At 74.4% G+C, this 24,618-nt stretch carries 23 protein-coding genes and 1 pseudogene; 5 read left to right on the forward strand and 19 right to left on the reverse strand.

Annotated elements, in window-relative coordinates; all coding sequences use genetic code 11:
* Positions 1-147: 147 nt before the first annotated feature.
* Both MXD57_RS32090 and MXD57_RS29260 read left to right on the forward strand, forming a co-directional pair.
* Positions 148-207 (forward strand): annotated as a pseudogene (locus MXD57_RS32090) (3-hydroxyacyl-CoA dehydrogenase family protein); the annotation flags it as partial.
* Positions 208-400: 193 nt separating this feature from the next.
* Positions 401-661 (forward strand): hypothetical protein, encoded by a 261-nt coding sequence (locus MXD57_RS29260; RefSeq protein WP_250405193.1) that lies wholly within the window; start codon positions 401-403, stop codon positions 659-661.
* On the opposite strand, the gene MXD57_RS29265 is transcribed toward MXD57_RS29260, so the two are convergent.
* The 9 genes from MXD57_RS29265 to infC form a co-directional block, all read right to left on the reverse strand.
* Positions 658-1,203, reverse strand: a complete 546-nt coding sequence (locus MXD57_RS29265) for an NUDIX hydrolase (protein ID WP_250405194.1) — start codon at positions 1,201-1,203, stop codon at positions 658-660. The two genes, MXD57_RS29260 and MXD57_RS29265, sit on opposite strands and share 4 nt — an antisense overlap.
* A gap of 65 nt (positions 1,204-1,268) precedes the next feature.
* Positions 1,269-2,609: a transcriptional regulator gene (locus MXD57_RS29270; RefSeq protein WP_250405195.1), complete on the reverse strand. Its 1,341-nt coding sequence runs from the start codon at positions 2,607-2,609 to the stop codon at positions 1,269-1,271.
* Positions 2,610-2,889: 280 nt separating this feature from the next.
* Positions 2,890-5,439 (reverse strand): phenylalanine--tRNA ligase subunit beta, encoded by a 2,550-nt coding sequence (pheT, locus tag MXD57_RS29275; protein ID WP_250405196.1) that lies wholly within the window; start codon positions 5,437-5,439, stop codon positions 2,890-2,892.
* Entirely contained in the window at positions 5,439-6,560 is a 1,122-nt protein-coding gene (gene pheS / locus MXD57_RS29280) for a phenylalanine--tRNA ligase subunit alpha (protein WP_250405197.1), read from the reverse strand. The genes pheT and pheS overlap by 1 nt, the downstream gene beginning before the upstream one ends.
* A gap of 146 nt (positions 6,561-6,706) precedes the next feature.
* Positions 6,707-7,846, reverse strand: coding sequence for a sensor histidine kinase (locus tag MXD57_RS29285; RefSeq protein ID WP_250405198.1), 1,140 nt, complete (start codon positions 7,844-7,846; stop codon positions 6,707-6,709).
* Positions 7,847-7,949: 103 nt separating this feature from the next.
* On the reverse strand, positions 7,950-8,810 hold the full coding sequence (locus MXD57_RS29290; protein WP_250405199.1) for a TrmH family RNA methyltransferase: 861 nt from the start codon (positions 8,808-8,810) through the stop codon (positions 7,950-7,952).
* A 186-nt stretch (positions 8,811-8,996) separates the two neighbouring features.
* Positions 8,997-9,380: a 50S ribosomal protein L20 gene (gene rplT / locus MXD57_RS29295; protein ID WP_030381833.1), complete on the reverse strand. Its 384-nt coding sequence runs from the start codon at positions 9,378-9,380 to the stop codon at positions 8,997-8,999.
* 101 nt (positions 9,381-9,481) lie between these two features.
* Positions 9,482-9,676, reverse strand: a complete 195-nt coding sequence (rpmI, locus tag MXD57_RS29300) for a 50S ribosomal protein L35 (RefSeq protein ID WP_003977225.1) — start codon at positions 9,674-9,676, stop codon at positions 9,482-9,484.
* A gap of 111 nt (positions 9,677-9,787) precedes the next feature.
* On the reverse strand, positions 9,788-10,426 hold the full coding sequence (gene infC / locus MXD57_RS29305) for a translation initiation factor IF-3 (RefSeq protein ID WP_250405213.1): 639 nt from the start codon (positions 10,424-10,426) through the stop codon (positions 9,788-9,790).
* Between the two features lie 364 nt (positions 10,427-10,790).
* Here infC and MXD57_RS29310 point away from each other — a divergent pair, with 364 nt between their 5' ends.
* Positions 10,791-11,147: a DUF1844 domain-containing protein gene (locus tag MXD57_RS29310; protein WP_250405200.1), complete on the forward strand. Its 357-nt coding sequence runs from the start codon at positions 10,791-10,793 to the stop codon at positions 11,145-11,147.
* Positions 11,148-11,190: 43 nt separating this feature from the next.
* Here the strand turns inward: MXD57_RS29310 and MXD57_RS29315 are convergent, their stop codons facing one another.
* Positions 11,191-11,922, reverse strand: coding sequence for an SseB family protein (locus tag MXD57_RS29315; protein ID WP_250405201.1), 732 nt, complete (start codon positions 11,920-11,922; stop codon positions 11,191-11,193).
* A gap of 138 nt (positions 11,923-12,060) precedes the next feature.
* On the opposite strand from MXD57_RS29315, the gene MXD57_RS29320 reads away from it, so the two are divergent.
* Complete coding sequence (locus MXD57_RS29320; protein ID WP_250405202.1) at positions 12,061-13,077, forward strand: class A beta-lactamase-related serine hydrolase; 1,017 nt, start codon at positions 12,061-12,063, stop codon at positions 13,075-13,077.
* An 81-nt stretch (positions 13,078-13,158) separates the two neighbouring features.
* Here the strand turns inward: MXD57_RS29320 and MXD57_RS29325 are convergent, their stop codons facing one another.
* From MXD57_RS29325 to MXD57_RS29355, 7 genes are read right to left on the reverse strand one after another with little or no spacing between them, the layout of a single operon-like run.
* A complete protein-coding gene (locus tag MXD57_RS29325; protein WP_250405203.1) occupies positions 13,159-14,040 on the reverse strand; it encodes a hypothetical protein in 882 nt (293 codons plus the stop codon).
* A complete protein-coding gene (locus tag MXD57_RS29330) occupies positions 14,034-15,317 on the reverse strand; it encodes a cytochrome P450 (RefSeq protein ID WP_250405204.1) in 1,284 nt (427 codons plus the stop codon). The genes MXD57_RS29325 and MXD57_RS29330 overlap by 7 nt, the downstream gene beginning before the upstream one ends.
* A complete protein-coding gene (locus MXD57_RS29335) occupies positions 15,314-15,751 on the reverse strand; it encodes a nuclear transport factor 2 family protein (protein ID WP_250405205.1) in 438 nt (145 codons plus the stop codon). Before MXD57_RS29335 ends, MXD57_RS29330 begins: the two co-directional genes overlap by 4 nt.
* Positions 15,748-16,833, reverse strand: a complete 1,086-nt coding sequence (locus tag MXD57_RS29340) for a ketoacyl-ACP synthase III family protein (RefSeq protein ID WP_250405206.1) — start codon at positions 16,831-16,833, stop codon at positions 15,748-15,750. Before MXD57_RS29340 ends, MXD57_RS29335 begins: the two co-directional genes overlap by 4 nt.
* Positions 16,824-19,604: a PEP/pyruvate-binding domain-containing protein gene (locus MXD57_RS29345; RefSeq protein WP_250405207.1), complete on the reverse strand. Its 2,781-nt coding sequence runs from the start codon at positions 19,602-19,604 to the stop codon at positions 16,824-16,826. Before MXD57_RS29345 ends, MXD57_RS29340 begins: the two co-directional genes overlap by 10 nt.
* A 3-nt stretch (positions 19,605-19,607) precedes the next feature.
* Complete coding sequence (locus MXD57_RS29350) at positions 19,608-20,249, reverse strand: methyltransferase family protein (RefSeq protein WP_250405208.1); 642 nt, start codon at positions 20,247-20,249, stop codon at positions 19,608-19,610.
* On the reverse strand, positions 20,246-21,142 hold the full coding sequence (locus MXD57_RS29355) for an AfsA-related hotdog domain-containing protein (RefSeq protein WP_250405209.1): 897 nt from the start codon (positions 21,140-21,142) through the stop codon (positions 20,246-20,248). The genes MXD57_RS29350 and MXD57_RS29355 overlap by 4 nt, the downstream gene beginning before the upstream one ends.
* 372 nt (positions 21,143-21,514) lie before the next feature.
* Here MXD57_RS29355 and MXD57_RS29360 point away from each other — a divergent pair, with 372 nt between their 5' ends.
* A complete protein-coding gene (locus MXD57_RS29360; protein WP_250405210.1) occupies positions 21,515-22,393 on the forward strand; it encodes an NAD(P)H-binding protein in 879 nt (292 codons plus the stop codon).
* A gap of 72 nt (positions 22,394-22,465) precedes the next feature.
* On the opposite strand, the gene mycP is transcribed toward MXD57_RS29360, so the two are convergent.
* Positions 22,466-23,671 carry a type VII secretion-associated serine protease mycosin gene (mycP, locus tag MXD57_RS29365; RefSeq protein WP_250405211.1) on the reverse strand — a complete coding sequence of 402 codons (1,206 nt, stop codon included), beginning with the start codon at positions 23,669-23,671 and terminating at the stop codon, positions 22,466-22,468.
* On the reverse strand, positions 23,671-24,618 hold a 948-nt coding region (locus MXD57_RS29370), incomplete at its 5' end, for a hypothetical protein (protein WP_250405212.1). The genes MXD57_RS29370 and mycP, both read right to left, overlap by 1 nt.

The raw sequence follows: 24,618 nt of genomic DNA on the forward strand, positions 1-24,618 counted from the left end.
TTAACTCCTTGTCGCCCCCAGGAACGGGGCAGGAGCGGCGCCCGCCGTCATACGCAGGGGCGTCTCTCGAATGGCTGGTACGGAAGGAGCCCCTAACTCGGCCTTGGCAGGAGATCTGCTACACCGCCGTTCGGGCAACCCGGACAGCGCATGGTCGAGGCGGGCCGGCTGGGCCGGAAGACGGGGTCGGGCTTCTACAGCTACTGATTACCGTCCGCTACACCCATGGGCCCGGCACCGGTTTCGGTGCCGGGCCCATCTGTTTCACACACCGTGTGCGCGCCGGGCCCGCATATGCCCGTCACACACGCTCCCCATGCGCCTACCAGCCGAGTTGACTCTGCATGCGCATGCAAGAGGTGCGGAACCATCACGTCCGACTACGGAAAGGAGTGGACCCGTGAGCGCCGAGCCGGAGCATCCCGTGGTCCATGGAGAACTCGCAGAGTTACGGCGCCGCCTCGACGTGGCGTACACCCGCGTCGAGGGCGGACTCGCCCTGCTCAGCCACCGGGCCGAGGAGACCGCCAAGGAGGTGGACGACCTGCACACGCGCATGGCCTCGCTGGAGCACGCGCGCTGGCCCCTGCCCTCGCTGGCCGTCCTCACCGCCCTCGGCGCACTCGCCGTGACGGTCTGGCAGGCGCTGGCCGCGCGTTAGGCGGCCCTGTCGTCGGTGAGCCTCATGTGGTGCAGCAGGAGTAACGCGGCCGCCATGTTGGCGGCCGGGACCTCCCCCCGGGCGATGAGATCGGGGACGATCTTGAGCGGGACCCACTCCCGGCGGTCGGACTCGAAGTCGTCCACGGGGTGTCCGACGTACTCACCGCGGTCCGCCCAGTAGATGTGGTGCCGGGCGTCGGTGAGGCCGTTGGACGGCTCCACGCTCATCAGGTGGTGCAGCGGTCCCGGCCGCCAGCCGGTCTCCTCCTCCAGTTCCCTGGCGGCCGCGCTCGCGACGTCCTCGCCGTCCTCCACCACGCCCGCGGCCAGTTCCCAGCCCCAGCTGTCGGTGATGAACCGGTGCCGCCACAGCAGCAGGACCTCGTTGGCCTCGTTCACGACCGTGGCGACGGCGACCGGCCGCAGCCGGATCAGGAAGTGGTCGAGATGCCGGCCGTCCGGCAGCTCCACATCTGCGAGATTGACGCTGAACCAGCGGTTCTCATACACAGTTTGTTCGTTCTGTTTCGTCCACTGCACGGTTCTGCCACCTTCCACCGGGTAAGGGGCAATATCGCAGCAGGGGCTGTGTACCTACAGTGCGCCTACAGCGGCACGCGCAGCGCGCCGTCGATGAGTTCGGCGGCCTCGGCGGTGCCGGCCGAGCCGCAGCGCACCAGGTGCTCGCGCACCGCGCGGAGTCTGTCACGCAGTCGCCGGGACTCCATCCCGCGCGCCTGCTCGGCCATCTGCACGGCCGTGGCCACCGCGTTGTCGGCGTTGCCCCGGCGCAGCTCGATGGTGCTGAGCATGGCGAGCCGGTGCACCCGGCCGCGGTCGTGCGCGGGGTTGTCCACCGCGGCCGCGGCGTGCTCCCGGGCGGCGGCCAGCTCGCCCAGGCTCAGCAGCGCCTCGGCCACCTGGACGTTGACCAGGCCGGGCTGTACGTAGCCGGTCTCGTCCGGCTCGTATCCCCGCCGGATGCGGTCGGCGGCCGTCTCGGCCCGGCGGATGCAGGACAGGGCGCTGCCGGAATCGCCGAGGTGTGCGTAAGCCTTCGCCTGCATCGCGTACAGGTCGGAGGCGAGGGCCGGGGTGATGTGCCTGCCGGCCGCGCGCAGGGCGGCCTCGGCGAACGCCACCGCCTGCCGGTACTCCCGCATGAACAGTGCCTGGTTGACCAGCAGCGCGATCACGTAGGCGCCGAGTCCCCGGTCCCCGCTGGCCTTTGCCAGCCGGAGCGCCTGGTGGAAGTAGCGCTGGGCCAGGCCGTGCGCGTCGGAGTCGTAGGCGCAGATACCGGCGATCGCCACCAACCCGCCCGTGGCCCGGTGCAGTTGGCGCCCGGTGGCGTCGGTGTAGCCGCCGCGCAGCAGTGGCGCGGCCTCGGCGTTGAGGAAGCCCACGATCCGCGCCCGGGTCGCGACGCCGCCGGCCTTCCGGTACATCTGCTCGTAGTGGGTGCGGGCCGCGCGCAGCAGATCGAGGTCGGACGCGGTGACCCGGTGCCGGCCGCCCCGGGAGACGTCCACGTCCTCGGGCGGGTTCTCCCACTCCCACACCGGCATCACGGCGGGAGTGCCGGTGACCGCGGGCGCGCCGAGGACGTGCGGGCGCTGCTGTTCGTCCGAGCGCCACAGCGCGGTGGCCCGCTCCACGAAGCCGGTCAGCGAGCCGGTGTGCGGGGTACTGGGCTCGCCCGGCACGCCGAGGCCGATGTCGTCCAGGGTGACCGGCCGGTGCAGCCGTCCGGCGAGCACCTCGCAGATCAGGTCCGGCACCTGACCGCGTGGCCTTTGGCCCTTCAACCACCGAGCCACGGCGGTGTGTTCGTAGCGGAGCGCGAGACCCCGTGCCCGGCCGGCCTGGTTCACGTGGGCGGCGAGACCGGCGTGCGAGATCCCCGCCTCGTCCAGGATCGCGTCGAGCAGAGTGTTGGGCTGCATGAGTGCCCCCCGAATGGCCTGGTGCCCGTCAGGGTAGTGGTCCGGCCTTCACACGGGGTGTGAACGGAGTACGCGCATCCGGGCGGTGTGCGCACTGTCGCGGAGCGTGGTGCCGCCGGTTCACTGGTTGCCCGGCCAAGCCGCCGGCTCCCCCTCGAAAAGCGGTGGCTTGGCCGGGTCGGCCGCCGGTGGCGGCACGCCGCCCACGAAGCGAACGGACCGGCCCCCGAGGGGCCGGTCCGTTCGCCGCCGGCAGGCAGGTGGATCGCGTCGAGGCGGATCAGCCGCGCAGCACGGCTCCGGTCCGCTCGCCCGCGAGGGCGACCGCCGCGTCCCGGGCCGCGGACGCCTCGTCCACGGTCAGCGTCCGGTCACCCGCGCGGAAGCGCAGCGCGTAGGCCAGGGACTTGCGGCCCTCGCCGAGCTGCTCCGCGTTCTCGTACACGTCGAACAGGCGGATGGACTCCAGCAGTTCGCCGGCGCCCTCCCGCAGCGCGGCCTCCACCTCGGCGGCCGGGACCGGCCTGTCGACCACGAGGGCGACGTCCTGCGTGGCCACCGGGAACGTGGAGATGCCCGGCGCCTGCGGAACGCCGTCGCCGACCGCCTCCAGCGCGTCCAGGTCCAGCTCCATCGCGCAGGTGCGCTCGGGCAGGCCGAGCGCCTTGAGGACCCGCGGGTGCAGTTCGCCCGCGTGACCCACGACCCGCTCCGCGCCGTCGGCGACGACGGCCAGCTCGGCGCAGCGTCCGGGGTGCCAGGGGCCGTACCGGCCCTTGCGCACGATCAGGTCGGCACCGGCCTCCCGGGCGACGGCGCGGCCGGCCTCGATCGCGTCGGCCCAGTCCGCCGGGCGGCCCTTGCCCCACCAGCCGGCGCGCTCGGCGGCGCCCGCGAGCACCACGGCGACGTGCCGGGGCTGCTCGGGCAGCGCCCCGTTCAGCGACGCGATCTCCTCGTCGGTCGGGCGGCGGTCGACGGACAGGTGCGCGCCGGCGCGCCGCTCCTCGCGCGGCTGGAACACCAGTCCGGTCTCGAACAGGGCCAGATCGTGCGAGCCGCGGCCGTCGTTGCGCCGCAGGGCACCCAGCAGGCCCGGCAGCAGCGTCGTACGGAGCGCGGGCTCCTCGTCGTTGAGCGGGTTGACCAGCTTCACCACGCGGCGGGCCGGGTCACCGGGCTCCAGACCGAGCTGGTCGAAGACCTGCTCGCCCACGAAGGGGTAGTTCGGCGCCTCGACGTAGCCGGCGCCGGCGAGCGCGCGGCCGACCCGGCGGTGCAGCCGCTGGCGGTGGGTCAGGCCGCGGCCGGAGGGCGGCTTGGGCAGCGTGGAGGGCAGGTTCTCGTAGCCCTCGAGCCGGATGACCTCCTCGGCCAGGTCGTTGGCCTCGGCGAGGTCGGGCCGCCAGGACGGCACCGTGACGACCAGCTCGTCCTGGCCGTGGACGTCGCAGCCGATCTCCTGCAGCCGGCGCACCACGGTCTCGCGGCCGTACACCACGCCCGCCACCCGGTCCGGGTGGTCGGCGGGGATCGTGACGGTCCGCGGGGCGGACGGCGCGACGACCTCGGTCACCCCGGCCTCGGCCGTGCCGCCGGCGAGCAGCACCAGCAGGTCCACGGTGCGCTGCGCGGCGGCCGCGGCGGCCCGCGGGTCGACGCCCCGCTCGAAGCGACGGGAGGCCTCGGAGGACAGCTTGTGCCGGCGGGCCGTACGGGCGATCGAGACGGCGTCGAAGTGGGCGGCCTCGATGACCACGTCGGTCGAGGCGTACTCCGCGTCGGCGGGGGTCCCCACACTCGAGTCCGTTCCGGACCGGGGGACGTCGGCGATCTCCGTGTTGGCGCCGCCCATGACGCCGGCCAGGCCGATCGGCCCGCGCTCGTCGGTGATGACCAGGTCCTCGGCGTGGAGCCGCCGCTCGGTGCCGTCGAGGGTGACGAGCTTCTCGCCCTCCTCGGCCCGGCGCACGCCGATCGCGCCCTGGACGCGGTTCCGGTCGTAGGCGTGCAGCGGCTGGCCCAGCTCCTTCATCACGTAGTTCGTGACGTCGACGGCGAGCGAGATCGGGCGCATGCCGACCTTCTGCAGCCGGCGCCGCAGCCAGATCGGGGAGCGCGCCTCGGGGCTCAGGCCGGTGACCGTGCGGGCGGTGAAGCGGTCGCAGCCGGCCGGCTCCGCGACCCGTACCGGGTAGCCGAACGCATTCGGGGCGGGCACGTCGAGCAGGGCCGGGTCGCGCAGCGGCAGGCCGTAGGCGATGGCGGTCTCACGGGCGACGCCGCGGATGGAGAGGCAGTCGCCGCGGTTGGCGGTGACCGCGATGTCGAGCACCTCGTCGACGAGCTGGAGCAGCTCGACGGCGTCCTTGCCGACCTCGGTCTCCGGGGGAAGCACGATGATGCCGTTGCTGCCGTCGTCGCCCATGCCCAGCTCGTCGCCGGAGCAGATCATGCCGTGGGACGTCCTGCCGTACGTCTTGCGGGCGGCGATGGAGAAGCCGCCGGGCAGCGTGGCGCCGGGGAGGACCACGACGACCTTGTCACCGACGGCGAAGTTCCGGGCGCCGCAGACGATCTCCTGGGGCTCGCCCGTGCCGTTGGCCCCGCCGACGTCGACGGTGCAGAAGCGGATCGGCTTCTTGAAGCCCTCCAGCTCCTCGATGGTCAGCACCTGGCCGACGACCAGCGGGCCCTTGAGGTCGGCGCCGAGTTGCTCGACGGTCTCGACCTCGAGGCCGGCCGAGATGAGCTTGGCCTGGACGTCACGGCCGGTTTCGGTCGCCGGCAGGTCGACGTACTCCCGCAGCCAAGAAAGCGGGACCCGCATCAGATCTCCATCCCGAACGGCCGGGTGAACCGGACGTCACCCTCGACCATGTCTCGCATGTCTTCGACGTTGTGGCGGAACATCAGCATCCGCTCGATGCCGAACCCGAAGGCGAACCCGCTGTACTTCTCCGGGTCGACGCCGCAGGCGGCCAGCACCTTGGGGTTGACCATGCCGCAGCCGCCCAGCTCGATCCAGCCCTCGCTGGAGCAGGTGCGGCAGGGCCGGTCGGGGTTGCCGACGGACTCGCCGCGGCAGACGTAGCACACCATGTCCATCTCGGCGGACGGCTCGGTGAACGGGAAGAAGTTCGGCCGGAGCCGGGTCTTCATGCCCTCGCCGAACAGCGACTGGACCATGTGGTCCAGGGTGCCCTTGAGGTCGGCCATGGTCAGCCCCTCGTCGACGGCGAGCAGCTCGACCTGGTGGAACACCGGGGTGTGGGTGGCGTCCAGCTCGTCGGTGCGGTACACGCGGCCGGGGCAGATCACGTAGACCGGCAGCTCACGGCTGAGCAGCGAGCGGATCTGCACGGGCGAGGTGTGGGTGCGCAGCACGACGCCGGAGTCGGCGGTGCCGTCCGGGCCGGTCACGAAGAAGGTGTCCGCCTCGCCGCGGGCCGGATGGTCCGGGCCGATGTTGAGGGCGTCGAAGTTGAACCACTCGGCCTCGACCTCGGGGCCCTCGGCGACCTCGTAGCCCATGGCGACGAAGACGTCCTCGATGCGCTCCGAGAGCGTGGTCAGCGGGTGCCGGGCCCCGGCCGGAACGCGGTCGTGGGGGAGCGTGACGTCGACGTCCTCCTCGACCAGCACGCGGGCGTCCCGCTCGGCCTCGAGCTCGCTCTGCCGACCGGCGAGGGCCTTGTTCACGGCGCCGCGGGCCATGCCGACACGCTTGCCGGCGTCGGCCTTGGCGTGCGGGGGCAGGGCCCCGATCTCGCGGTTGGCGAGGGCCAGCGGGGAGGCGGGGCCGGTGTGGGCGACCTTGGCCTCGTGCAGCGCGTCGAGGGAGTCCGCGGCGGCGAAGGCGGCGAGCGCCTCGTCCCGCATGCGCTCGATCTCTTCCGGTTTCAACGCCTCGACCTCGACAGGGTCGTACGACTTATTGGGTGCCGACATCTCTTCCCGTACTTCCGATTGGCTGGCGGACGGTCCCCGTCACCGACTTCGAGCCGGCTGTGGCTCTCTGCGGGCCGTGTGCAGGACACAAAGGTGCCAAAGGCCGAGTCTAACGGGGTGGGGGTGGACGAATGGCCCGCGGGCCGCTAGGCGAGATACGCCGGCGTGCACACGGGCAACGTAAATCGGAACTCGGCGCCGGCACCGGGGGCACGGCCGACCGTGATGGTGCCGCCGTGGGCCTCGACGATGCCCTTGACGATGTACAGCCCGAGGCCCGTGCCGCCGCGCTTGCTGCCCCGCCAGAAGCGGGTGAAGACGCGGTTCATGGACTCCTCCGGGATGCCGGGCCCCTCGTCGCTCACCGTGACCGACGTGGCCGTTTCCTCGCCCTCGCGCGGGGACGGCGCGGGCGTGATGTCGATGGTGACGGTTCCCTCGCCGTGGCGCACGGCATTTTCCAGCAGGTTGCTCAGCACCTGGTCGACCTTGTCGGGGTCGGCCCACAGGGCGGGCAGCGGGTGCTCGACGCGCAGCAGGAAGCGGTCGGCCGGCTGGCCCGCGGCGACGTAGGCCTGGATGTGCCGGCCGACGGCCGCGCCGATGTCGACGGGCTGCCGGCGCACCTCGAGGCGCCCGCTGTCGATCCTGGAGATGTCCAGCAGCTCGGCGATGAGCCGGGTGACGCGGTCGGCGTCCGCGTCGACGGTCTCCAGCATCAGCCGCTTCTGGTCGTCGGTGAAGCGTTCCCACTTGGCGAGCAGCGTCGCGGTGAAGCCCTTCACGGAGGTGAGCGGGGAGCGCAGCTCGTGGGCGACGGTCGCTATCAGTTCGGCGTGGCTGCGTTCGGTGCGGTGCCGGGCCTCGGTGTCCCGCAGGGACACGACCACCCCGCGCACGGGGCCGAGAGGTTCGTCGCGCACGTACCGCGCGGAGACCAGCACCTCCCGTCCGCCCGGCAGCAGCAGGTTGCGCTCGGGCTGCCGCACCCGGATCGCGAGGCCTCCGTAGGGGTCGGTGAGCTGCCACCAGCGCCGCCCCTCCAGGTCCTCCAGGGGCAGCGCCGCCTCCAGGGGCCGGCCGAGGGCGTCCTCGGCACGGATCGCCGTGACGCGCTGGGCGGCGGCGTTGAAACAGGTCACGCGACCTTGTTCGTCGGCGGTCACCAGGCCGTCGGGCAGCTCGTCGGGGTCGATGCCGGTGCCGGTGCGGTCGACGTGCCGGTGCGCGGGTGCGCGGCGCACGTCCCGCCCGTCCGACGCGGTGCTGCTGCCGACCAACCTCATTGCCGTACCCCACCTCTCAGACCGCGCGGAGGCCCGAGCCGGCCACATTACTAGGGGGTGTTGCGAAAGTCCTGTGCGCTGCCCCGGGCTTTCGCGACACCCCTCAGGGCCTGGTGGCGGAGCGGCACCCTCCGGAGGCGCGCTGGGCACGCGCCGACGCGTAGAGACATACGGCGGCGGCGGTGGCGAGGTTCAGGCTCTCGGCCTTTCCGTGGATGGGGACGCGCACGACGGCGTCGGCCAGCGCCCGGGTCTCCTCCGGGAGTCCCCAGGCCTCGTTGCCGAACACCCAGGCGGTGGGTCCGCCCATGGTGCCCTTGTCCAGTTCCTCGTCCAGGTCGCGGTCGCCCGCCCCGTCGGCGGCGAGGATGCGCACTCCGGCGTCCCTCAGCCCCGCCACGGCCCGTTCCACGGGCACGCCGACGGCGACCGGCAGGTGGAAGAGCGAGCCGACGGAGGCGCGTACGGCCTTGGGGTTGTACAGGTCGACGGAGGCGTCGGTGAGGACGACGGCCTCGGCGCCGGCGGCGTCGGCGCAGCGCAGCACGGTCCCGGCGTTGCCCGGGTCGCGTACGTGGGCGAGCACGGCGACCAGCCGGGGCCGGGCGGCGAGGACGGCCTCGAAGGGGGTGTCCAGGAACCGGCAGACGCCGACCAGTCCCTGCGGGGTGACGGTGGTGGAGATGTCGGCGACGACGTCCTCGGAGGCGAGGTGCACCCGGGCGCCGGCGTCACGCGCCGCCCCGACGATGTCCGCGTACCGCTCCGCGGCCTCGACCGTGGCGAACAGCTCCACGAGCGTGGGCGTCCCGTCCACCCGGTGCCCGGCGGCCTCCCGGACGGCCTGCGGCCCCTCCGCGAGGAACAGCCGGTCCTTCCCCCGGAAGTTCCGCTTGCCGAGCCGCCGGGCGGCGGCGACACGACCGGACCGGGCCGAGATCGGCTCAGGGCTGACGGGGGGCATCTTCTTCTTCACCTCAGGAGATCTCGGCGGGCACTGCGCGACCGGCGGCACCGCCGCTCCGAGGGACGCGGGGCAGTGCGCTACCAGCCCCCTCCCACCGGCGGCGGCCGACCGGCGACCGCAACGAAAGGACCCGCAAGCCACCACGGCTTGCGGGTCCATGGGCCGGCTGGAGCCGGCGCGGCGTCACGCAGCCTTGGGCGCGTTGACGTCGCTCGGCAGGGCCTTCTGGGCGACCTCGACCAGCGCGGCGAACGCGTTGGCGTCGTTGACGGCCAGCTCGGCCAGGATCTTGCGGTCGACCTCGACGTTCGCGGCCTTCAGACCCTGGATGAAGCGGTTGTAGGTCATGCCGTTGGCGCGGGCGGCGGCGTTGATGCGCTGGATCCACAGCTGCCGGAAGTCGCCCTTGCGCTTCTTGCGGTCGTTGTAGTTGTAGACCAGCGAGTGGGTGACCTGCTCCTTGGCCTTGCGGTACAGGCGCGAACGCTGACCGCGGTAGCCGGAGGCCTGCTCGAGGATCGCCCGGCGCTTCTTGTGGGCGTTGACTGCCCGCTTGACGCGTGCCACTTCTTAACTCCTTGTAGCGGGGTCGCGGGGGGTACTCACGCGACCCGGAAACGAATGGGTCCCGGTCCAGACGTACGGCGTCGCTCGGGCGACGCCGGCCGTCACTTGCCGAGAAGCTTCTTGATCTTCGCGGCGTCGCCCGGGGCCATCTCGGCGTTGCCGGTGAGGCGACGCGTCACACGGGACGACTTGTGCTCGAGCAGGTGGCGCTTGCCGGCGCGCTCACGGAGCACCTTGCCGGAGCCGGTGATCTTGAAGCGCTTGCTGGCACCGCTGTGCGACTTGTTCTTCGGCATAGCGCCGTTCTCTCCTCGTCGGTGGCGCTCCGGTGCCCGGTCGTGAAACCGGGCACGGTGGAGCGTCGCTCTTGTTTCGGTTACATCCTCGGGGACTCGCGTCCCCCGGGATCACGCCTCGGCAGGTTCCTCGGTCGGCGCCTCGGCCTCGGCGGCGTTCTGCGACCGGCCGGGGTTGGCCTTCGCGTCCGCCTTGCGGGCTTCCTGCGCCTGGCGAGCCTCGGCCATCGCCTCGGTCTTCTTCTTGTGCGGACCGAGGACCATGATCATGTTGCGGCCGTCCTGCTTCGGGTTCGACTCCACGAAACCGAGGTCCTGGACGTCTTCCGCGAGGCGCTGCAGCAGTCGGTAGCCCAGCTCGGGGCGGGACTGCTCGCGGCCGCGGAACATGATCGTGATCTTGACCTTGTCGCCCTGCTTGAGGAACCGGACGACGTGACCCTTCTTGGTGTCATAGTCGTGCGGGTCGATCTTCGGCCGGAGCTTCATCTCCTTGATGACCGTGTGCGCCTGGTTCTTGCGCGCCTCACGGGCCTTCATGGCCGACTCGTACTTGAACTTCCCGTAGTCCATGAGCTTGCACACGGGCGGACGGGCGTTCGCCGCGACCTCGACCAGGTCCAGGTCGTACTCCTGCGCAAGCTCCAGTGCCTTGGCCAGGGGGACGATGCCCACCTGCTCGCCACTGGGACCGACGAGTCGCACCTCGGGAACGCGAATCCGGTCGTTGATGCGGGGCTCGGCGCTGATGGATCCTCCTCGGTAGCACCACGCGACCGCCTGGCGGACAGCCGCGTATGTCTGTTTCGACAGACCTAACCGCGCCGAAGCACAAAAAATGCCCCGGCCGATCACAGGCGGGGCTCCCATAGCTACCGGAGCACCGCCACGGGGACCGCGGGGCGCGACTCGGACGGCTCCATCGTCCGTACGGAACGATGGTGGCCGTCTGACCGGAAGACCTGCCGTCCCGGAGGATGGCCAGGTGGGAGATCGGAGCCTCCACTTGTGGGCCGGAGCACAGCGTGTCCGGCCGGTCGTCCACCAGGTTAGCAGGATCGCTTGACAAGGGCTAATTGAGAGGGCGCGCGGGTGAACGCCTATCGTGTGGGGCATGAGTGACACCCCTCCTGAGTCCCCCGACTTCGACGCGATGACCCGGGACATCGCCGAGGTCCCCGCCGTCGAGGTGATCGTGACGGTCGCCGTCAACCTGATGAGCGCCGCCGCCGTGAAGCTCGGGCTGAGCGAGGAGGGCGAGAAGTACAAGGACCTGGACGAGGCCCGCAAGCTGATCGGCGCGCTCGCCGGTCTGCTGGACGCGAGCGCCACCGAGGTCAGCTCCTTCCACGCGGCCCCGCTGCGGGACGGCCTGAAGTCGCTGCAGCTCGCGTTCCGCGAGGCCTCGGTGGTGCCGGACGAGCCGGGTCACGGCCCGGGCGAGAAGTACACGGGCGCGGTCTACGGCTGACCGGTCCCCCACGCGCCCCGCGCCCCCGTCCCGGTACGCGCACTCACTCCCGCACGAACAAGGGCTCGCCCGGAGGTGTGGTCCCGGCCGGCAGCAGTGCCAGGTCGAGGCCGCGCACCAGGCGGGCCCTCAGCGTCTCGTCGCCGGCCAGCCGCCCGGCGACGGCGCGGGCGGCCTCGGCGGGCGCGGCGGCCGGGTCGAGGACGAGGACCAGGGTGCCGTCGGCCTGACCCGGACCGAGGTGGGCGCGCAGCACCGCGGGCTCGGCGGCGACGGCGCCGCGCACCGCCTCGAGCACGGCCGGGTCGGTGAGCGGGTCGATGCTGGTGCGGCCCTCGGCCAGGGCGAGCAGCGCCGGTCCGGTCAGCTCGAAGGGCACCGGTCCGGCGACGTCGAGCACGACCGTGTCCGCCTTCTCGTGCGCCGCGGCCTCGAGCGCCTGGTGCAGGGGAACGGCGACCGGCCGGGCGGCCGGGTCCCAGCGGGCCAGGGACCCGGTGGAGGTGAAGGCGGGCAGGGCGGTGCGGTCGCCCGCCTTCAGGGTCGGCACCGCCATGTCGCTGGTCTTCTCGCGGCGCAGGCCCCTCTCGTCCTCCTCGACCTCGCCGAGCACGGCCACGACCGGGACCAGCAGCCGGGCGCCCTTCAGCGCCGCGAGGACCGGGCCCACGGCCGCGCGGTCCCCGGCCCAGGCGGCGAGCGCGGCGCTCAGTCCGGGGTCGGCGGAGCCGTCGTCGTCGGAGTAGCCGGGGTCGGGAATGTTCTTCTTCGCCACGGTCCCGACCCTATCTGGCGGCCCGCGCCGGTCCCGGCCCGGCCCGGGACCGGATTCACAGCGGACGCCGGCAACCTCTGACGTGGTTCTCAGGTCCGTCCGAGCCGGCGCACAGCCACCGCCCCGAGCATCGCCGCCATGGAGTCCTCCGGATCCGGTCGGCGTGGCCGCCGCGCCCGCCGCGCACACCGCGCCCGCCGCCCGCGCCGCCCGCTGCTGTCCGCCGCCCTGGCCGTGCTGGCGATGGGCGGGGTCACGGCGGGCGGCACGGTCTACGTGACGGCGCGCGCGCACTCCGGGGCGGGCGCCGTATCGTCGGCCTCGTCGCCGTCGGCCCCCTCCTCGGCCCCGGCGGGTGAGGAGGCGTCGGCGGTGGAGAGCACGGCACGGCCGGTGGTGGACCGGGAGGCGCTGCTGAGGCGGTCGATGGCGGCGGTGGCCGTGCCGCCGGGTGCACGGGTGTCGGCGGCGGTGCTGGAGCCGGGCTCCGGCGAGAGCGGCACCTACGGGACGGACGCCTTCGACACGGCGAGCATCGTCAAGGTCGACATCCTCGCCACGCTGCTGCTCCAGGCGCAGGACGCGGGGCGGGAGCCGACCTCGGCGGAGCGGGCGTACGCCACGAAGATGATCGAGAACAGCGACAACGCCTCCGCGACCGCGCTGTGGCACGCGATCGGCCGGGCCGGGGGGCTGGACGCGGCGAACGAACGGTTCGGGCTCGCGCACACCTCCGGCGGCGACGGTGAGCTGTGGGGGCTGACCCGCACCACCGCGGCCGATCAGCTCCTGCTGCTGCGGCAGGTGTTCGGGGAGGAGTCGGAGCTGAGCGCCGCCTCGCGCGCGTACGTCCGGGAGCTGATGGGCGCGGTGCAGGCCGATCAGCAGTGGGGGGTGTCGGCCGCCGGTTCCTCGTGGGAGCTGAAGAACGGGTGGCTGCCGCGCAGCGCCACCGGGCTGTGGGACGTCAACAGCATCGGGCGGGTGACGGTGGACGGCACCCGGTACCTCGTGGCGGTGCTGTCGTGCGGGACCACCACGCGGGCCGAGGGGATCTCCCTGGTGGAGGCGGCCGCGAAGGCGGCGGTGTCGGCCTTCGCACGGGACGGCTCCGCCGCCTCGCCGGGGCCGCGCTCCACCCCCGCCGGTTCGTGAGGACGGCCGGCGGTGGGCCGGAGCCGGCCGGCCGGATCCGGGTCCGGACCGGCCGGCCGTGGGCCGCGTGCAGACCGCAGGTCAGCCGTGGGCCAGGCCCAGGGCCAGGTAGCAGGCGAAGGTGGACAGCACGTAGTAGCCGGCCGAGGCGGCCGGCCAGCGCGGGGCGCGGGCCCGGAAGAACCGCCAGCCGGCCCGGGCGGGCAGCAGCAGCGGCAGCAGGGCCAGCGGCACCAGCAGCGCCTCGGGGCGGGCCTGTGTGACCAGCAGCAGCACCGACAGCACGGGCGCGGCGAGGGCCACGGCGACGGTGCCGCCGAGGCCGAGGGTGCTGACGTAGCTGCGCTCACCGGGCTCGAGCCGGCGGGTGATCTTCTTGGCGAACTCCAGGTGGACGGTGACCAGCACGGTGATCACGATGGCCAGCACTCCCCCGCGGCCGGCGCCCTGCCCGGTGTCGCCCAGGTAGCGGGTGTACAGGTAGACGTGCAGCAGCAGTTGGGCCGGGAAGCTGACCAGGAGACTGAGCAGCAACCGGTCGCCCGGGGGCCAGCCCAGGACCCGGTCGGCCGCCAGCACCAGTGCGCAGTAGGCGAGTTGCCCGGCGAGGACCGCGAGAGCGGCCGGGCGGCCCGCGTTCAGGGCGAGGACCAGGACCGCGCCCGCGGCGCACAGCACGAGCAGGTCGCGTTCGCGCACGGCGCCGGAGGCCAGCGGCCGCCCGGGGCTGAACGCGCGGTCGTAGGCCAGGTCGCGGATGTCGTCCACGGCCCGCATCAGCAGGAGTGTGACGGTGAGCGTGAGTGCCGCGGTCAGGGTGCCGGGGCCGGGGTGCCACGCGGGGTGCGCGGGCTGGACGACCGCGAACAGCCCGGACACTCCGTAGGCCCAGAGGAACGCGAACGCCACGGACGGCAGGGGTGGGTAGCTGCCCGCCACGAAGCGGGCCCAGCGGCTCAGCACGGCCGCGCCCGGTCGACCGGGCGCACACGCACGGGGAGTTCCCACACGCCGCGCATGAACATGCGGTCCCGCCAGCGCAGTTCGGCCGGGTCGACGGCGAGTTCCAGCCCGTCGAGCCGGTCGAGCACCGCGGTGAGGCCCTCCTGCAGTTCCACGCGCGCGTGGGCCGCGCCGAGGCACAGGTGGCGGCCGTGGCCGAAGCCGATGTGCGCGTTGGGCGAGCGGTCGGCGCGGAAGACGTCCGGGTCGGGGAAGACGTCCGGGTCGCGGTTGGCCGCGTCGGTGAGCGGGACGACCACCTGGCCGGCGGGCAGGACGCGGCCCGCCAGGCGCACCTCCCCGGTGGTGACGTGCGGCTGGCCGCCGGTGCCCGCGAACCAGACCCAGCGGACCAGTTCCTCCACGGCGGCCGGGACCGCCGAGGGGTCACGGCGCAACCGGTCGGCGAGGCCGGGCGTGGTCAGCACGTGCAGCACGCACATGGCGAGGTGGGAGGCGGTGGTCTCGCCGCCCGCCATCATCAGGCCGAAGCCGAAGACGGCGATCTCCTCGTCGCTGAGCCTGGTGTCCGGCGGCGCGGTCAGCAGCCCGGTGAGCAGGTCGTCGCCGGGCCGGCCGGCCTCCACGGCCGCGCGCCGCCCGGTGAGCTGCCCGAAGAAGTAGTCGTACATGAAGGCGTGGGCCCGGGCGCTCTCCTCCGGGGTGAAGCGCCCGGCGGACATCATGACGGTGACCTCCGGCAGCAGCCGGTCCAGGTCGGCCACGGGCACGCCGAGCATCTCGCAGATCACCCGGTACGGGAACGGGGTGGTGAACTCGGCGATCAGGTCGACGGGACCGTCGGCGGCCCGCAGCCGGTCCAGGAGCCGGGCGGCGATCGCGGCGATGCGGGGCCGGTCCTCCTCGGCCCTGCGGTGGGTGAAGCGGGCCTGGACCCGGCTGCGGCGCCGGGTGTGGGTGGGCGCGTCGCTGGTGACCAGGGCCAGGGCGCTGGACCTCCGGGCGAACAGGGTGCCGCCGGCCCAGGCCTCGCGGCTGAAGCGGTCGTCGGACAGGACGGTCCGGACGTCCTCGTGGCGGGTCACGAGCAGCGCGTCCCGGCCGTTGCCGAGCCGCACCGGCACCAGCGGCTCGTCGCGGAAGCGGGCCAGCCGGCCGGGGTCGAGGCAGACGCCGGGCAGGTCCGGGAAGGGGTAGGCGGGCGGCAGCAGGTCCGGGCCGGCCCCGCTGACCGGGCACCGCGCGGTGGCCGCTGCGGTCATCGGCGCCCCGGTCATCGCAGCCACCCCTCGGCCGGCTCGAGTTCCTGGTCCGGCGCGCCGTGCCAGTACTCGTGGAAGGAGGCGCAACGGCCGTCGGCGGCGAAGCGGAGCACGAGGCAGCCGGCCGCGTTGCGGGGGGCTCCGGTCCGCGGGTCGTACAGGACGCACCACCACTCCACGGCGGCCCGCGTGCCGCGGACGAGGGGCTCGCCGAACCACATGCGGGCGTCCTTCTGCCGGGACAGGGTGTCGCGCCAGTGCGCGGCGACGGCCTCGCGGCCGGTGTGCGGGGGGCCGTAGGGGCCCTGGTGGTAGACGGCGTCGTCGGTGAAGAGGGCGGCGACGGCGTCCGCGTCGCGGGCCCGCCAGCCGTCCTGCAGGGCGTCGATCCACCGGTTCACAGCGGTCGTGGCCTCAGGGGCCGGCGCGGGGTTCTGCGGCTGGGTCATGTCCGTTCCTTGTACGGGGAGGGGGTCCCGGTGGCCCAGGACGGGGTGGCGGTGATCTCGACGACGGCGGCGAACAGGGAGACTCCGAAGCTGTTGTTGAGCATCAGCACCCGGTCGCCGGGCCCGACTTCGCGGGTCTCGACGAGGTGGTGCAGGGCGGCGAAGTGGTCGCTCGTGGTCATGTGGCCGAGGGCGCGGCCGAACTCCAGGACGCCGCGGGCCGGGTCGATGCCCAGCGGTTCGAGGACCGAGCGGATGTACTCGGGGCCGCCGGACAGGACGTGGGTGACGCGGGTGATGTCGCCGGGCCGCAGCCCGGCGTCCTCGACGGCGCGCAGTCCGGTCTCGGTGCGGGCCGCGTCCACGGCCCTGCGGGCCCGGGTGGCGGCGCCGGGGTCGCTGCGGGCGTAGTCGAGCATCCGGGCGACCAGGTCGATCCGGCCGGTGCGGGTGCGCCGGGGCGGGAAGAGCGGGCCGCGCGGCCGGTTCATCTCCTCCAGTTCGGGCAGCGAACCGGAGACGAGGGAGCGGACGCGGGCGAAGCCGCCGCGGGTGGACAGCACGACGGCGGTGGCCGCGTCGCCGAGTACCGACGGGCGTTTCATCCGGGCGCCGCTCTGGTAGCGCCAGCGGTCGACGCGTTCGGTGCCGAAGTTCTCGGCGGCGGTCACCAGCGCGGCCGTGCGGGACGGGTCGGCGCTGAGGTGGCCGTGGGCCAGTTCCAGGGCGCCGAGGGCCGCGTTGCAGCCCTGCCGGACCTCCATCGCCGGGACCCGGGTGCCGACCGCGTGCCGGAGCACGTACTGGTGCGGGGTCCACAGTTCGGGTCCCTGCTCGTGCAGTGAGGCATGCAGCACGAGTGCGATGTCCGCCGCCGGGTGCGCGGAGCGGTCCAGTGCGGTGCGGGCGGCCTCCACCGCCATCTCGGGCGGCGAGACGTCGCCCGCGACGGCGGCGCCGGTCCAGCCGCCGGCCCGCCACTCGTCCTCGGCGTACCGGCCCTCGGCGACCGCGCGGTCGGCCGGGTGGGGCCGGGGCAGATAGCAGCCGAGGCCGTCGATGAACAGGTTCGCTACGCGCACGGTTCGTCCACCTCCCCCGCGGTGCCGTCGCCGGACAGCAGGCGTACGGTGCCGGCGGTGCCGTCGATCTCGATCCAGGCGCCGTCCTCGATGGCCGTCATGGCCTCGCGGACCGCGACGACGGTGGGGACGCCGAGCAGCCGGCCGCTGATGGCGGTGTGCGAGACGAGGCTGCCGCGCTCGACGACGATGCCCTCGGCGGCCATCATCAGCGCCAGCCAGCCGGGGTCGGTCTCCTTGGCGACCAGGATCCGCCCCACGCACGCCTCGGGCGGCACGCCGGTGTCCCGGACGACGAGGGCACGGCCGCGTGCCGTGCCGCTGCTGGACGCGATGCCGCGCAGCACGCCGTCCGCGTCGGGGCCGCCGGCCGCCGCGGTGTCGTGACGGGAGGCCAGTGCGACCGGCACGGGCAGGCCGCCGGGGACGGTGAAGTAGGCGGGCGGATCGGCTGCGGCCGCGCTCTCGGCGTACCGGGCGGCGCGGCGGCGCACCAGCGCGCGCAGATCGGTGTCGGGCAGCGTGCCGTCGAAGGCGCCGAGCACCTCCTCGGTCTGGAGGTGGACGACGTCCTCGGCCCGGTCCAGCAGTCCCGCCTCGACGAGCCGCCGGGCGAGCCCGCGCATGACCTCGCGGGAGACGCCGTAGAGCTGGCTGCGGCAGAACCGGGTGTCCTCGCGGGCCTTCACGCTGAACCGCAGCGAGGCGAGCACCCCGCCGAGCACGGCCCTTCTGAGCGGGGCGGGGCAGGCCTCGCGCAGGGCGTGCCGGGCGGCGTCGCGGGCGGCGGCCTCGTCGGCCTCGTTGGCGGCGACGGTCGGTCCCTGGCCGATGTAGGGGCGCAGCGCGGTGACGATCCGCCAGGGTTCCTGGCGCGGGGTCAGGACCTCCAGCTTCAGGTCGTGCAGCGCGCGGTCGCCGTAGGTCCGCAGGTGCCGGGCGAAGGCGTCGGCGGTGCCGGTGCCGTACCTCCCCTCGGTGATCTCCCGCCAGACCTCGGGCGCGGGGCGCTCCAGGACCGCGGAGCGCAGGGCGGGGTCGGCGGCCGCGCGTTCGGCGAGGGCGAGCACCGAACGGACCGACGCGAGCGTGCGGTTGGGGCGGCCGCCGCCCATCAGCCGGGGCAGCAGCGCGGCGCCGTCCGGCACCCAGCGGGCGAGGAGGGCGTCGGCGCAGGTCAGAAAGACCAGGGCGAAGTAGCTGGCGACCATGGTGACGCCCCAGCGGTGCTCGGCCTCGGTCCACATGGTGCGGTAGCGGGCGACGAGTTCGTCGGCGGTGCACTCCTCGAAGGAGGGCCAGCGTGCCATCAGGTCGTCCCACCAGCGCAGGAACTCGCGCAGCCGGCGCGGCTGGGAGACGTAGGCGCGGGTGAGGCGGGGGGCGGCGCGCAGGACCTGCCGCCAGGCGCGGCGGCGGGCCGCCCGGTCCGGGGCCGGGTCCCGGTCGTGCTCGGTGAGGCCGAGGGAGCGCTGCCACATGGGGCGGATGAGGTCGAAGCCGGGGATCCGGCCGTGCAGCGCGAACCAGGCGTCGAGGCGGTAGTAGACCCGCCCGTCGAGGTACCCGATCATCCGGCTGAGGTGGTGCTGGTCGCGGCGCAGGGAGTCCTCGGGCACGCCGAGCCGCCGGTAGAAGTCGGCGAATCCGGTCCGGTAGAAGACGCGGGCCTGGGAGTAGGTCAGCGTGGAGGTGACACCGGGGAAGGACTCGGTGAGGTTGTGGTTGGTCCACGGCACCGGCGGCACGCCGTCCTCGCGCGGGGCCGCGGCGCGGACCACGGGCCGGGCCTGCACGAGGTGGATCCGGCCGTCGGCGGTGAGGGTGCCCTCGATGTCCTGGGGACCGCCGAAGAGTTCCTCCACGCGGGCGGCCACCTCGCCGATGGCCCGTACCTCGCCGTCGGACAGCACGGGCGGTTCGCCGAGCGCGTCCGGGACGGGCAGCAGCACCGGGCCGGCGTCCGGCCGGGCCGGGTCCGGGCCCGCCATCACGGACTTGACGGTGAGTTCGGCGCGTACGGCGCCGGTGGCGCGGTCCATGAAGAAGTGGTCGATGTCCGCCCTCTCCTGCACGATGCCCTCGCCGATGCCGTGCGCGGCGGCCACCACCGCCTGGTCGGCGCCGCCGCGCGGATCGCTGGTGAACATCACGAAGGACCGCACGCCGGGCACCATCCGCTGCACGCCGACCGCGACCCGGACGGCGGTGGCGTCGACGCCGCGCCGCACGCGGTAGAGCACGGCCTCGGGGTTGTAGGCGGAGGCCCAGCAGTCCGCGACCCGGTCCAGGAGGGCTTCGCGGCGCACGTACAGGAAGCTGTCGGAGAGTCCGGCGAACGGGTCGGCGGCGCCGTCCTCGCCGCTGCCGTCCGGTTCGGCGGCGACGCAGCCGCGCACGGCCACCAGCCCCTCGGGACCGGCGAGTTCGTCGAACCCGGCGAGCACCTGCCGGGCGAGGCCGGGCGGCAGCGCAGCGGCGCGGACCACGCCCCGGGCCGTGCGGGCCCAGGCGGTCAGCTCCTCGGTGCCCGCCCCGGCGCCGGGGAAGCCGGCCGGAGCCGGCACGCAGGCGGAGTACGCCTCGGCGGTCAGCGCGAAGAAGGCGGGGACGGGCAGCCCGGCGCGGCGCATCTCGTACTGCCGGGAGAACTTGTGGCCCACCAGGGCCGGATCGGCCGGCGCGGTGCCGGGGCCGGCGCCGGTCCCGGCCAGCAGCGGGCCGCCCGCGGTGGCCGGGCCGGAGTCGGCGAGCGGGGTGGTGGAGGCCATCGGCTACCACACCCCCGGCAGCAGCCGTGCCCGGCCGCCCGCGTACCCCGGGTAGCCGGGGACCGCCCACAGCACGCGTTCCTCGACCCGGATCCGCCACACGATCACGGCGGCCAGGGCGAGCAGGAGCAGCACGCTGAGCGGGTTGCGGAAGAACGCCACGAACGCGGCGTTGGCCAGCAGCATCCCGGTGTACGCCGGGTGCCGCACGTGCCGGTAGGGGCCGTGGGTGACGATGGAATGGTCGGAGTAGCGGACCACGTGGTGGGAGTAGAACCGGCCGAGGGTGCGGATGGCGGTCAGGCGCAGCGCGACGGACGCGGCGAACACCACGACCGGTACGGTCAGCCACACCGACCAGGTGTGCCAGGGCAGCGGCCACAGCACCGCGGAGACACCGGTGCCGGCCCGCGTCAGGGCGTACGGCAGCAGGGTGCTGTTCTCGGCGGCGGACTGCTTGGGGTGGCGCACGGTGACGCCGGTCTCGGCGAGGATCCACAGCACGTAGAGGCCGGCGAACAGGGCGGCCACCGCGTGCGGTCCCGCCGTGTCCGAGGTGAGCTGCAGCGCGATGGCGAGGGCGAACAGCGCGCAGGTCAGCGGCAGCAGGGCACGCAGGACGAGGACGACGAGGCGCTGGTTCATACCGCCGCCCCGGCGCGGAAGGCCCGGTAGGCCTCGGGGGTGAGGCCCTTGCTGACGTAGACGAGGCTGCCGATCCCGGTGCCCGGCCCCTCGCCCGCGATCAGCTCGAAGGTGAGCCGGGCCTTGTCGTCGGACATGCGGGTCCGCCGCCAGCGCAGCGCCAGCGGGAGCGTGGCGGGCAGGTCGGCCGGCAGGTCGGCGGTGAGCCGCAGCCACAGCATCTGCACCTCGTCCGGCCAGCCGCCGACCCGGTGCGAGAGCCAGGTGGCGAACTGGCGGCCGGCCTCGACGACCGACTTCACCGAGCGGCGGCCCGGGCGCCGGCTCGCCAGGGTGTGCCCGGCCCCGGGTAACAGGACCGGGGCGGTGAACATCCCGTCCTCGGCCAGGGGTTCGCCGAGCATGACGTTCTCCGGGTGGGTGCGGTGCACCAGGAAGGCGCGGGCGGGCCCGGCGGCCGGGGCGGGCGGTGCGGCCGCCGGGCCGGTCCGGTGGCCCTCCGGGTCGGTGGTGAGGGTGAACCAACTGTCGGAGACGACGGTCGGGCCCTGGGTGACGCGCAGGGTGTGGCGACCGTTCTCGGGCGGTGCCGCGTAGAGCACCAGGCCCGGCGTCAGCTCGGGCATCACCCGGAAGTTGACGACCCACTTCACCCGGGAGTCCGCCGGGACGCCGACGCGGTCGCCGACGGCGTCCGCCATGGCGCACACCAGGAGCATGCCGGGGACGTGGTCCAGCGGGTGGTCGTAGAAGAACGGGTTGCTCCGGTCGACGGTGAGGTCGGTGAGCCAGGAGTCGGCGTCGTGGCCCCGGGCCGCGGGGTGCGGTGCCCCGGACGGGCCGTGACCGGTCTGCTGAACGCCTGTCTGGGCTCGGGTCGCTGGCGTGGTCATCAGTCCTCCTCGATTCCTGACTGTGCTGTCGCTCGGCCGGGGCCGGCCCGCGGCGTCGGTTCCCGCGCTCGCGGTGGCGGCGCGCCGTCCGGCCCCCGGTCCACCACGTGGGGCGCGTCGGCGGCGCCGGGCCCGGTGGCCGGCCGCATCGGTGCGGGCCGTCGTCGGCCCGGTGTTCGCGGCAGTCTCGACGAGCCGCCTGACATGCCGCTGACCCCTGCCGTCGGCAAGGGCGACCGGCATGACAGCGTTGTCCGCGCGTCAGCGGCGGGTCAGCGCCCGGGACCACGCTCGGTCGTCCGTTCTCATTGCGGGGACCGATGGTGGCCGCCGGCCGGGCCGTCCCCGTGTTTCCCGCTGGGAGGTCTCCGCATGATTCTGGTGACGGGCGCGACCGGTGCGGTGGGCGGCGAGGTGGCGCGGACGCTGGTGTCGGCCGGCCCGGTGCGGGTGTTCTGCCGTGACCCGGCCCGGCTGCCGGAGCTCGGCCCGGGCTGCGAGGTGGCCGTCGGCTCGTACCAGGACCGCGGCTCCCTGCTGCGCGCGCTCGCCGGGGTGGACCGGGCGTTCCTGGTGACCCGTGATCCCGGCGGCGACAGCGACGCGTGCTTCCTGCGGGCTGCCGCGGCTGCCGGGGTGCGGCACGTGGTGAAGCTGTCGGCCTGCGCGGCCGGTGAGGACGACGCCGACGACCCGGTCACGCGCTGGCAGCGGGACTGCGAGGACCTCCTGCGCTCGTGCGGCCTGGAGTGGACGCTGCTGCGCCCGCGCGCGTTCATGTCCAACACGCTGGCGTGGGCGGGCTCGATCCGCGCCGAGGGGGTGGTGCAGGCCCTGCACCCCGAGGCGCCGGTCGCCTGCGTCGATCCCCGTGACGTCGCCGGGGTCGCGGTGGCCGCGCTGACCTCACCGGGTCACGCGGGCCGGATCCACACGCTCACCGGCCCGGAGGCGATCTCCGCCGTGGGGCAGACCCGGGAGCTGTCCCGGGTGCTCGGCCGCCCGCTGGTGTGCCGGGGACTGACGGCGGAGCAGGCCGCGGCCCACTGGTCGCGCCGTCACCCGCCGCACGTGGTCGAGGCGCTGCTGCGCGGCGCCGAACGGCAGTCGCGGGGCCGCAAGACCGCGGTGGACCCGTCCGTCGCCCGCCTCACCGGCCGGGCGGCCCGGTCGTACGCGCGGTGGGCGGCGGATCACCGCGAGGCGTTCGGGGCGGCGCCCGCCCGGTTCTCCGGGCCCGCGCGGGTCTGACGGGTGCCGCGTGCCGCCGCCGGCCGGGGGCGGGGGGAGCCGCGGCGGGCCCGGAACCGGCCTGGGACTCGCCTAGAACTCCTCGTCGCGCTGCCGTGCCCGGTGCCGGCCCCGCCACAGGACCACCCCGGCCACCAGCAGCACCGCGCCGGTGCCGCCGGCGAGCGGGCCCGCCCAGCCCGACGTGGAGCCGGTGGCCGAGGCGGTGTCCGGGCCGGGGCCGAAGTACCTCTGCCCGTACGACGCCGGGCTGAGGCTCCGGGGTTCGAGGCGGGCCGCGCCCTTCAGGGCCGCCGCGGGGTCGATCATGCCGAAGCCGCGGGAGTCGTCCCGGCCCCCCACCGGTGCGTCGCGGGCGGTGTCCTCCAGGAGTTTCTTGATCTGGGCCGGGGCCAGTCCCGGATGGGCCGCCTTGACCAGTGCCGCCGCCCCCGAGACGTACGCGGCGGCGGCCGAGGTGCCCCAGCCCTCGTAGTACTTGTGGTCGGGGTCGGCGATCACGACGTTCACGCCGGGCGCGCTGACCGCGGCGTACCAGCGGCGGGTGGAGAAGGAGGCGCGGGTGCCGTAGCGGTCGACGGCGGTGGCGGCGATGACGCCCGGGTAGGCGGCCGGGTAGGAGACGTGGTCGCCCTTGGCGCCGCCGTTGCCCGCGGAGGCCACGACCACCACGCCCTTCTTCAGGGCGTACTGCACGGCCTCGTCCTCGCCCGGTTCCGGATGGGCGGAGTCGGAGTCGTCGCCGAGGGAGAGGTTGATGACGTCGGCGCCGTGGTCGGCGGCCCAGCGGATGCCGTCGGCGAGGGCGTTGCCCCGGGTGGTACGGGCCTTGCCGCGGGCGGAGTCGCCGTCCTCGAGGATGACCCGCACGGGGAGGATCCTCGCCTCGGGGGCGACGCCCATGACGCCGGCCGAGTGTCCCGCGCCGTGGCCGTGCCCGGCGATGATGCCGGCCATGGCGGTGCCGTGGCGGGCCCAGTTCCGGTCGCCGGGACCGGCGCCGAAACCGATCATGTCCTTGCCGTCCAGGACGTTGCCGGCCAGGTCCGGGTGGTCGGCCTCGACCCCGGTGTCCAGCACGGCGACGGTGACGCCGCGGCCCTTGGTGGTCCGCCAGGCCTCGTCCAGGTGGAGGGCCGACAGGCTCCACTGCTGGGCGCGGATGCCGTCGGCGTGGGCGGTGGCGGACGGCAGCAGGACGAGGGAGCCGGCGAGCAGCAGGCTCACCGCGGCCCCGGTCCCGCGCGCGGGGCGTCCGCGCCGTGTCGTTCGCCTCATCAGGGGCTCTCCGTGGCCGGTCCGACGGTCTGGCGCAGCCGGCGTTCGACGCGGTCGGCCAGGCCCTGCGCCTCCTGGCCGAGGCCGGCCTGGGCGGGTGCCGACGCGGCGCCGGACCGCACGGCCTCGGCGGCGGGCTGCGGCGAGTCGACGGTGCGGCCGTCGGCCCAGCCGGACACCGCGTAGGCGACGACGGGCGCGTCGGTGAGGACGGAGACGGTCCAGGTCGCGCGCTGCACGTTGCCGAACCGGGCCGCGGCGGTGCCCTTGGCGGCGTAGGGGCGGGGCATCAGGTCGGTGCGCCGGTCCAGGTGCTCGTCGCGGAAGCGGGCCGCGAGCGCGGACATGGCCGCGGGGTCGCCCTTGGTGAACAGCAGGCCCACGGTGGTGACGTGGCTCTGGGTGGCGTCGGTGTAGGTGGCGCGCAGGAGCCGCCGGCAGCCGACCGGGGCGAGGACCTTGCGCAGCAGTGGGTCGAAGGCGTCGGCGCAGCCGCTGTCCGGGGCGACGGCGATCCGCGTCCAGGTCCGGTCGGCGCCGCCGGGACCGGCGCCGGTGCCCTGGACGGTGGGCGGGAAGAGCCGGTCCACGGGCAGGCTGTGCCACAGCGTCCCGGCCGCGCTGAACCCGCCGGCGGCCTTGCCGGCGGAACCGTCGCCGGTGAGCCAGCTCCCGGTCACCGCACCGCCGATGAGGCCCAGCCCGAGGACCAGGCAGGCCGCGGCAGCGGCGGTGCGGGGTCGCAGCCAGGTCGCGGCCCGGGCGCGCGGCCGCTCACCGTAGGCGGGCTCCGCGAACGACACGACGGGCCGGGCGGCCGCGCCCGCGCTCCAGGACAGGACGGGGTCCGGCGACACCGGTGCGGGGCTCGCGGGGTGGGCGGGATCGTGCGGGCTCCGGGCGGGCCGCCCGCCAGGTGCGCCAGGTGCGCCGGCCCCGGACGGCGG

Origin of the sequence: Streptomyces cellostaticus (assembly GCF_023630175.1) — a bacterium.
In the GTDB taxonomy this organism is placed as follows: Bacteria; Actinomycetota; Actinomycetes; order Streptomycetales; family Streptomycetaceae; genus Streptomyces; species Streptomyces cellostaticus_A.

Bases quoted from the DNA above. Each gene is read 5' to 3' on its own strand.
- MXD57_RS29285 (WP_250405198.1), bottom strand. From the start codon at position 7,846: ATGAGGTTGGTCGGCAGCAGCACCGCGTCGGACGGGCGGGACGTGCGC.
- MXD57_RS29270 (WP_250405195.1), bottom strand. From the start codon at position 2,609: ATGCAGCCCAACACTCTGCTCGACGCGATCCTGGACGAGGCGGGGATC.
- MXD57_RS29310 (WP_250405200.1), top strand. From the start codon at position 10,791: ATGAGTGACACCCCTCCTGAGTCCCCCGACTTCGACGCGATGACCCGG.
- rpmI (WP_003977225.1), bottom strand. From the start codon at position 9,676: ATGCCGAAGAACAAGTCGCACAGCGGTGCCAGCAAGCGCTTCAAGATC.
- pheS (WP_250405197.1), bottom strand. From the start codon at position 6,560: ATGTCGGCACCCAATAAGTCGTACGACCCTGTCGAGGTCGAGGCGTTG.
- MXD57_RS29355 (WP_250405209.1), bottom strand. From the start codon at position 21,142: ATGACCACGCCAGCGACCCGAGCCCAGACAGGCGTTCAGCAGACCGGT.
- MXD57_RS29360 (WP_250405210.1), top strand. From the start codon at position 21,515: ATGATTCTGGTGACGGGCGCGACCGGTGCGGTGGGCGGCGAGGTGGCG.
- pheT (WP_250405196.1), bottom strand. From the start codon at position 5,439: ATGCGGGTCCCGCTTTCTTGGCTGCGGGAGTACGTCGACCTGCCGGCG.
- MXD57_RS29335 (WP_250405205.1), bottom strand. From the start codon at position 15,751: ATGACCCAGCCGCAGAACCCCGCGCCGGCCCCTGAGGCCACGACCGCT.
- mycP (WP_250405211.1), bottom strand. From the start codon at position 23,671: ATGAGGCGAACGACACGGCGCGGACGCCCCGCGCGCGGGACCGGGGCC.
- MXD57_RS29320 (WP_250405202.1), top strand. From the start codon at position 12,061: ATGGAGTCCTCCGGATCCGGTCGGCGTGGCCGCCGCGCCCGCCGCGCA.
- MXD57_RS29350 (WP_250405208.1), bottom strand. From the start codon at position 20,249: ATGAACCAGCGCCTCGTCGTCCTCGTCCTGCGTGCCCTGCTGCCGCTG.
- MXD57_RS29330 (WP_250405204.1), bottom strand. From the start codon at position 15,317: ATGACCGGGGCGCCGATGACCGCAGCGGCCACCGCGCGGTGCCCGGTC.
- MXD57_RS29290 (WP_250405199.1), bottom strand. From the start codon at position 8,810: ATGCCCCCCGTCAGCCCTGAGCCGATCTCGGCCCGGTCCGGTCGTGTC.
- MXD57_RS29345 (WP_250405207.1), bottom strand. From the start codon at position 19,604: ATGGCCTCCACCACCCCGCTCGCCGACTCCGGCCCGGCCACCGCGGGC.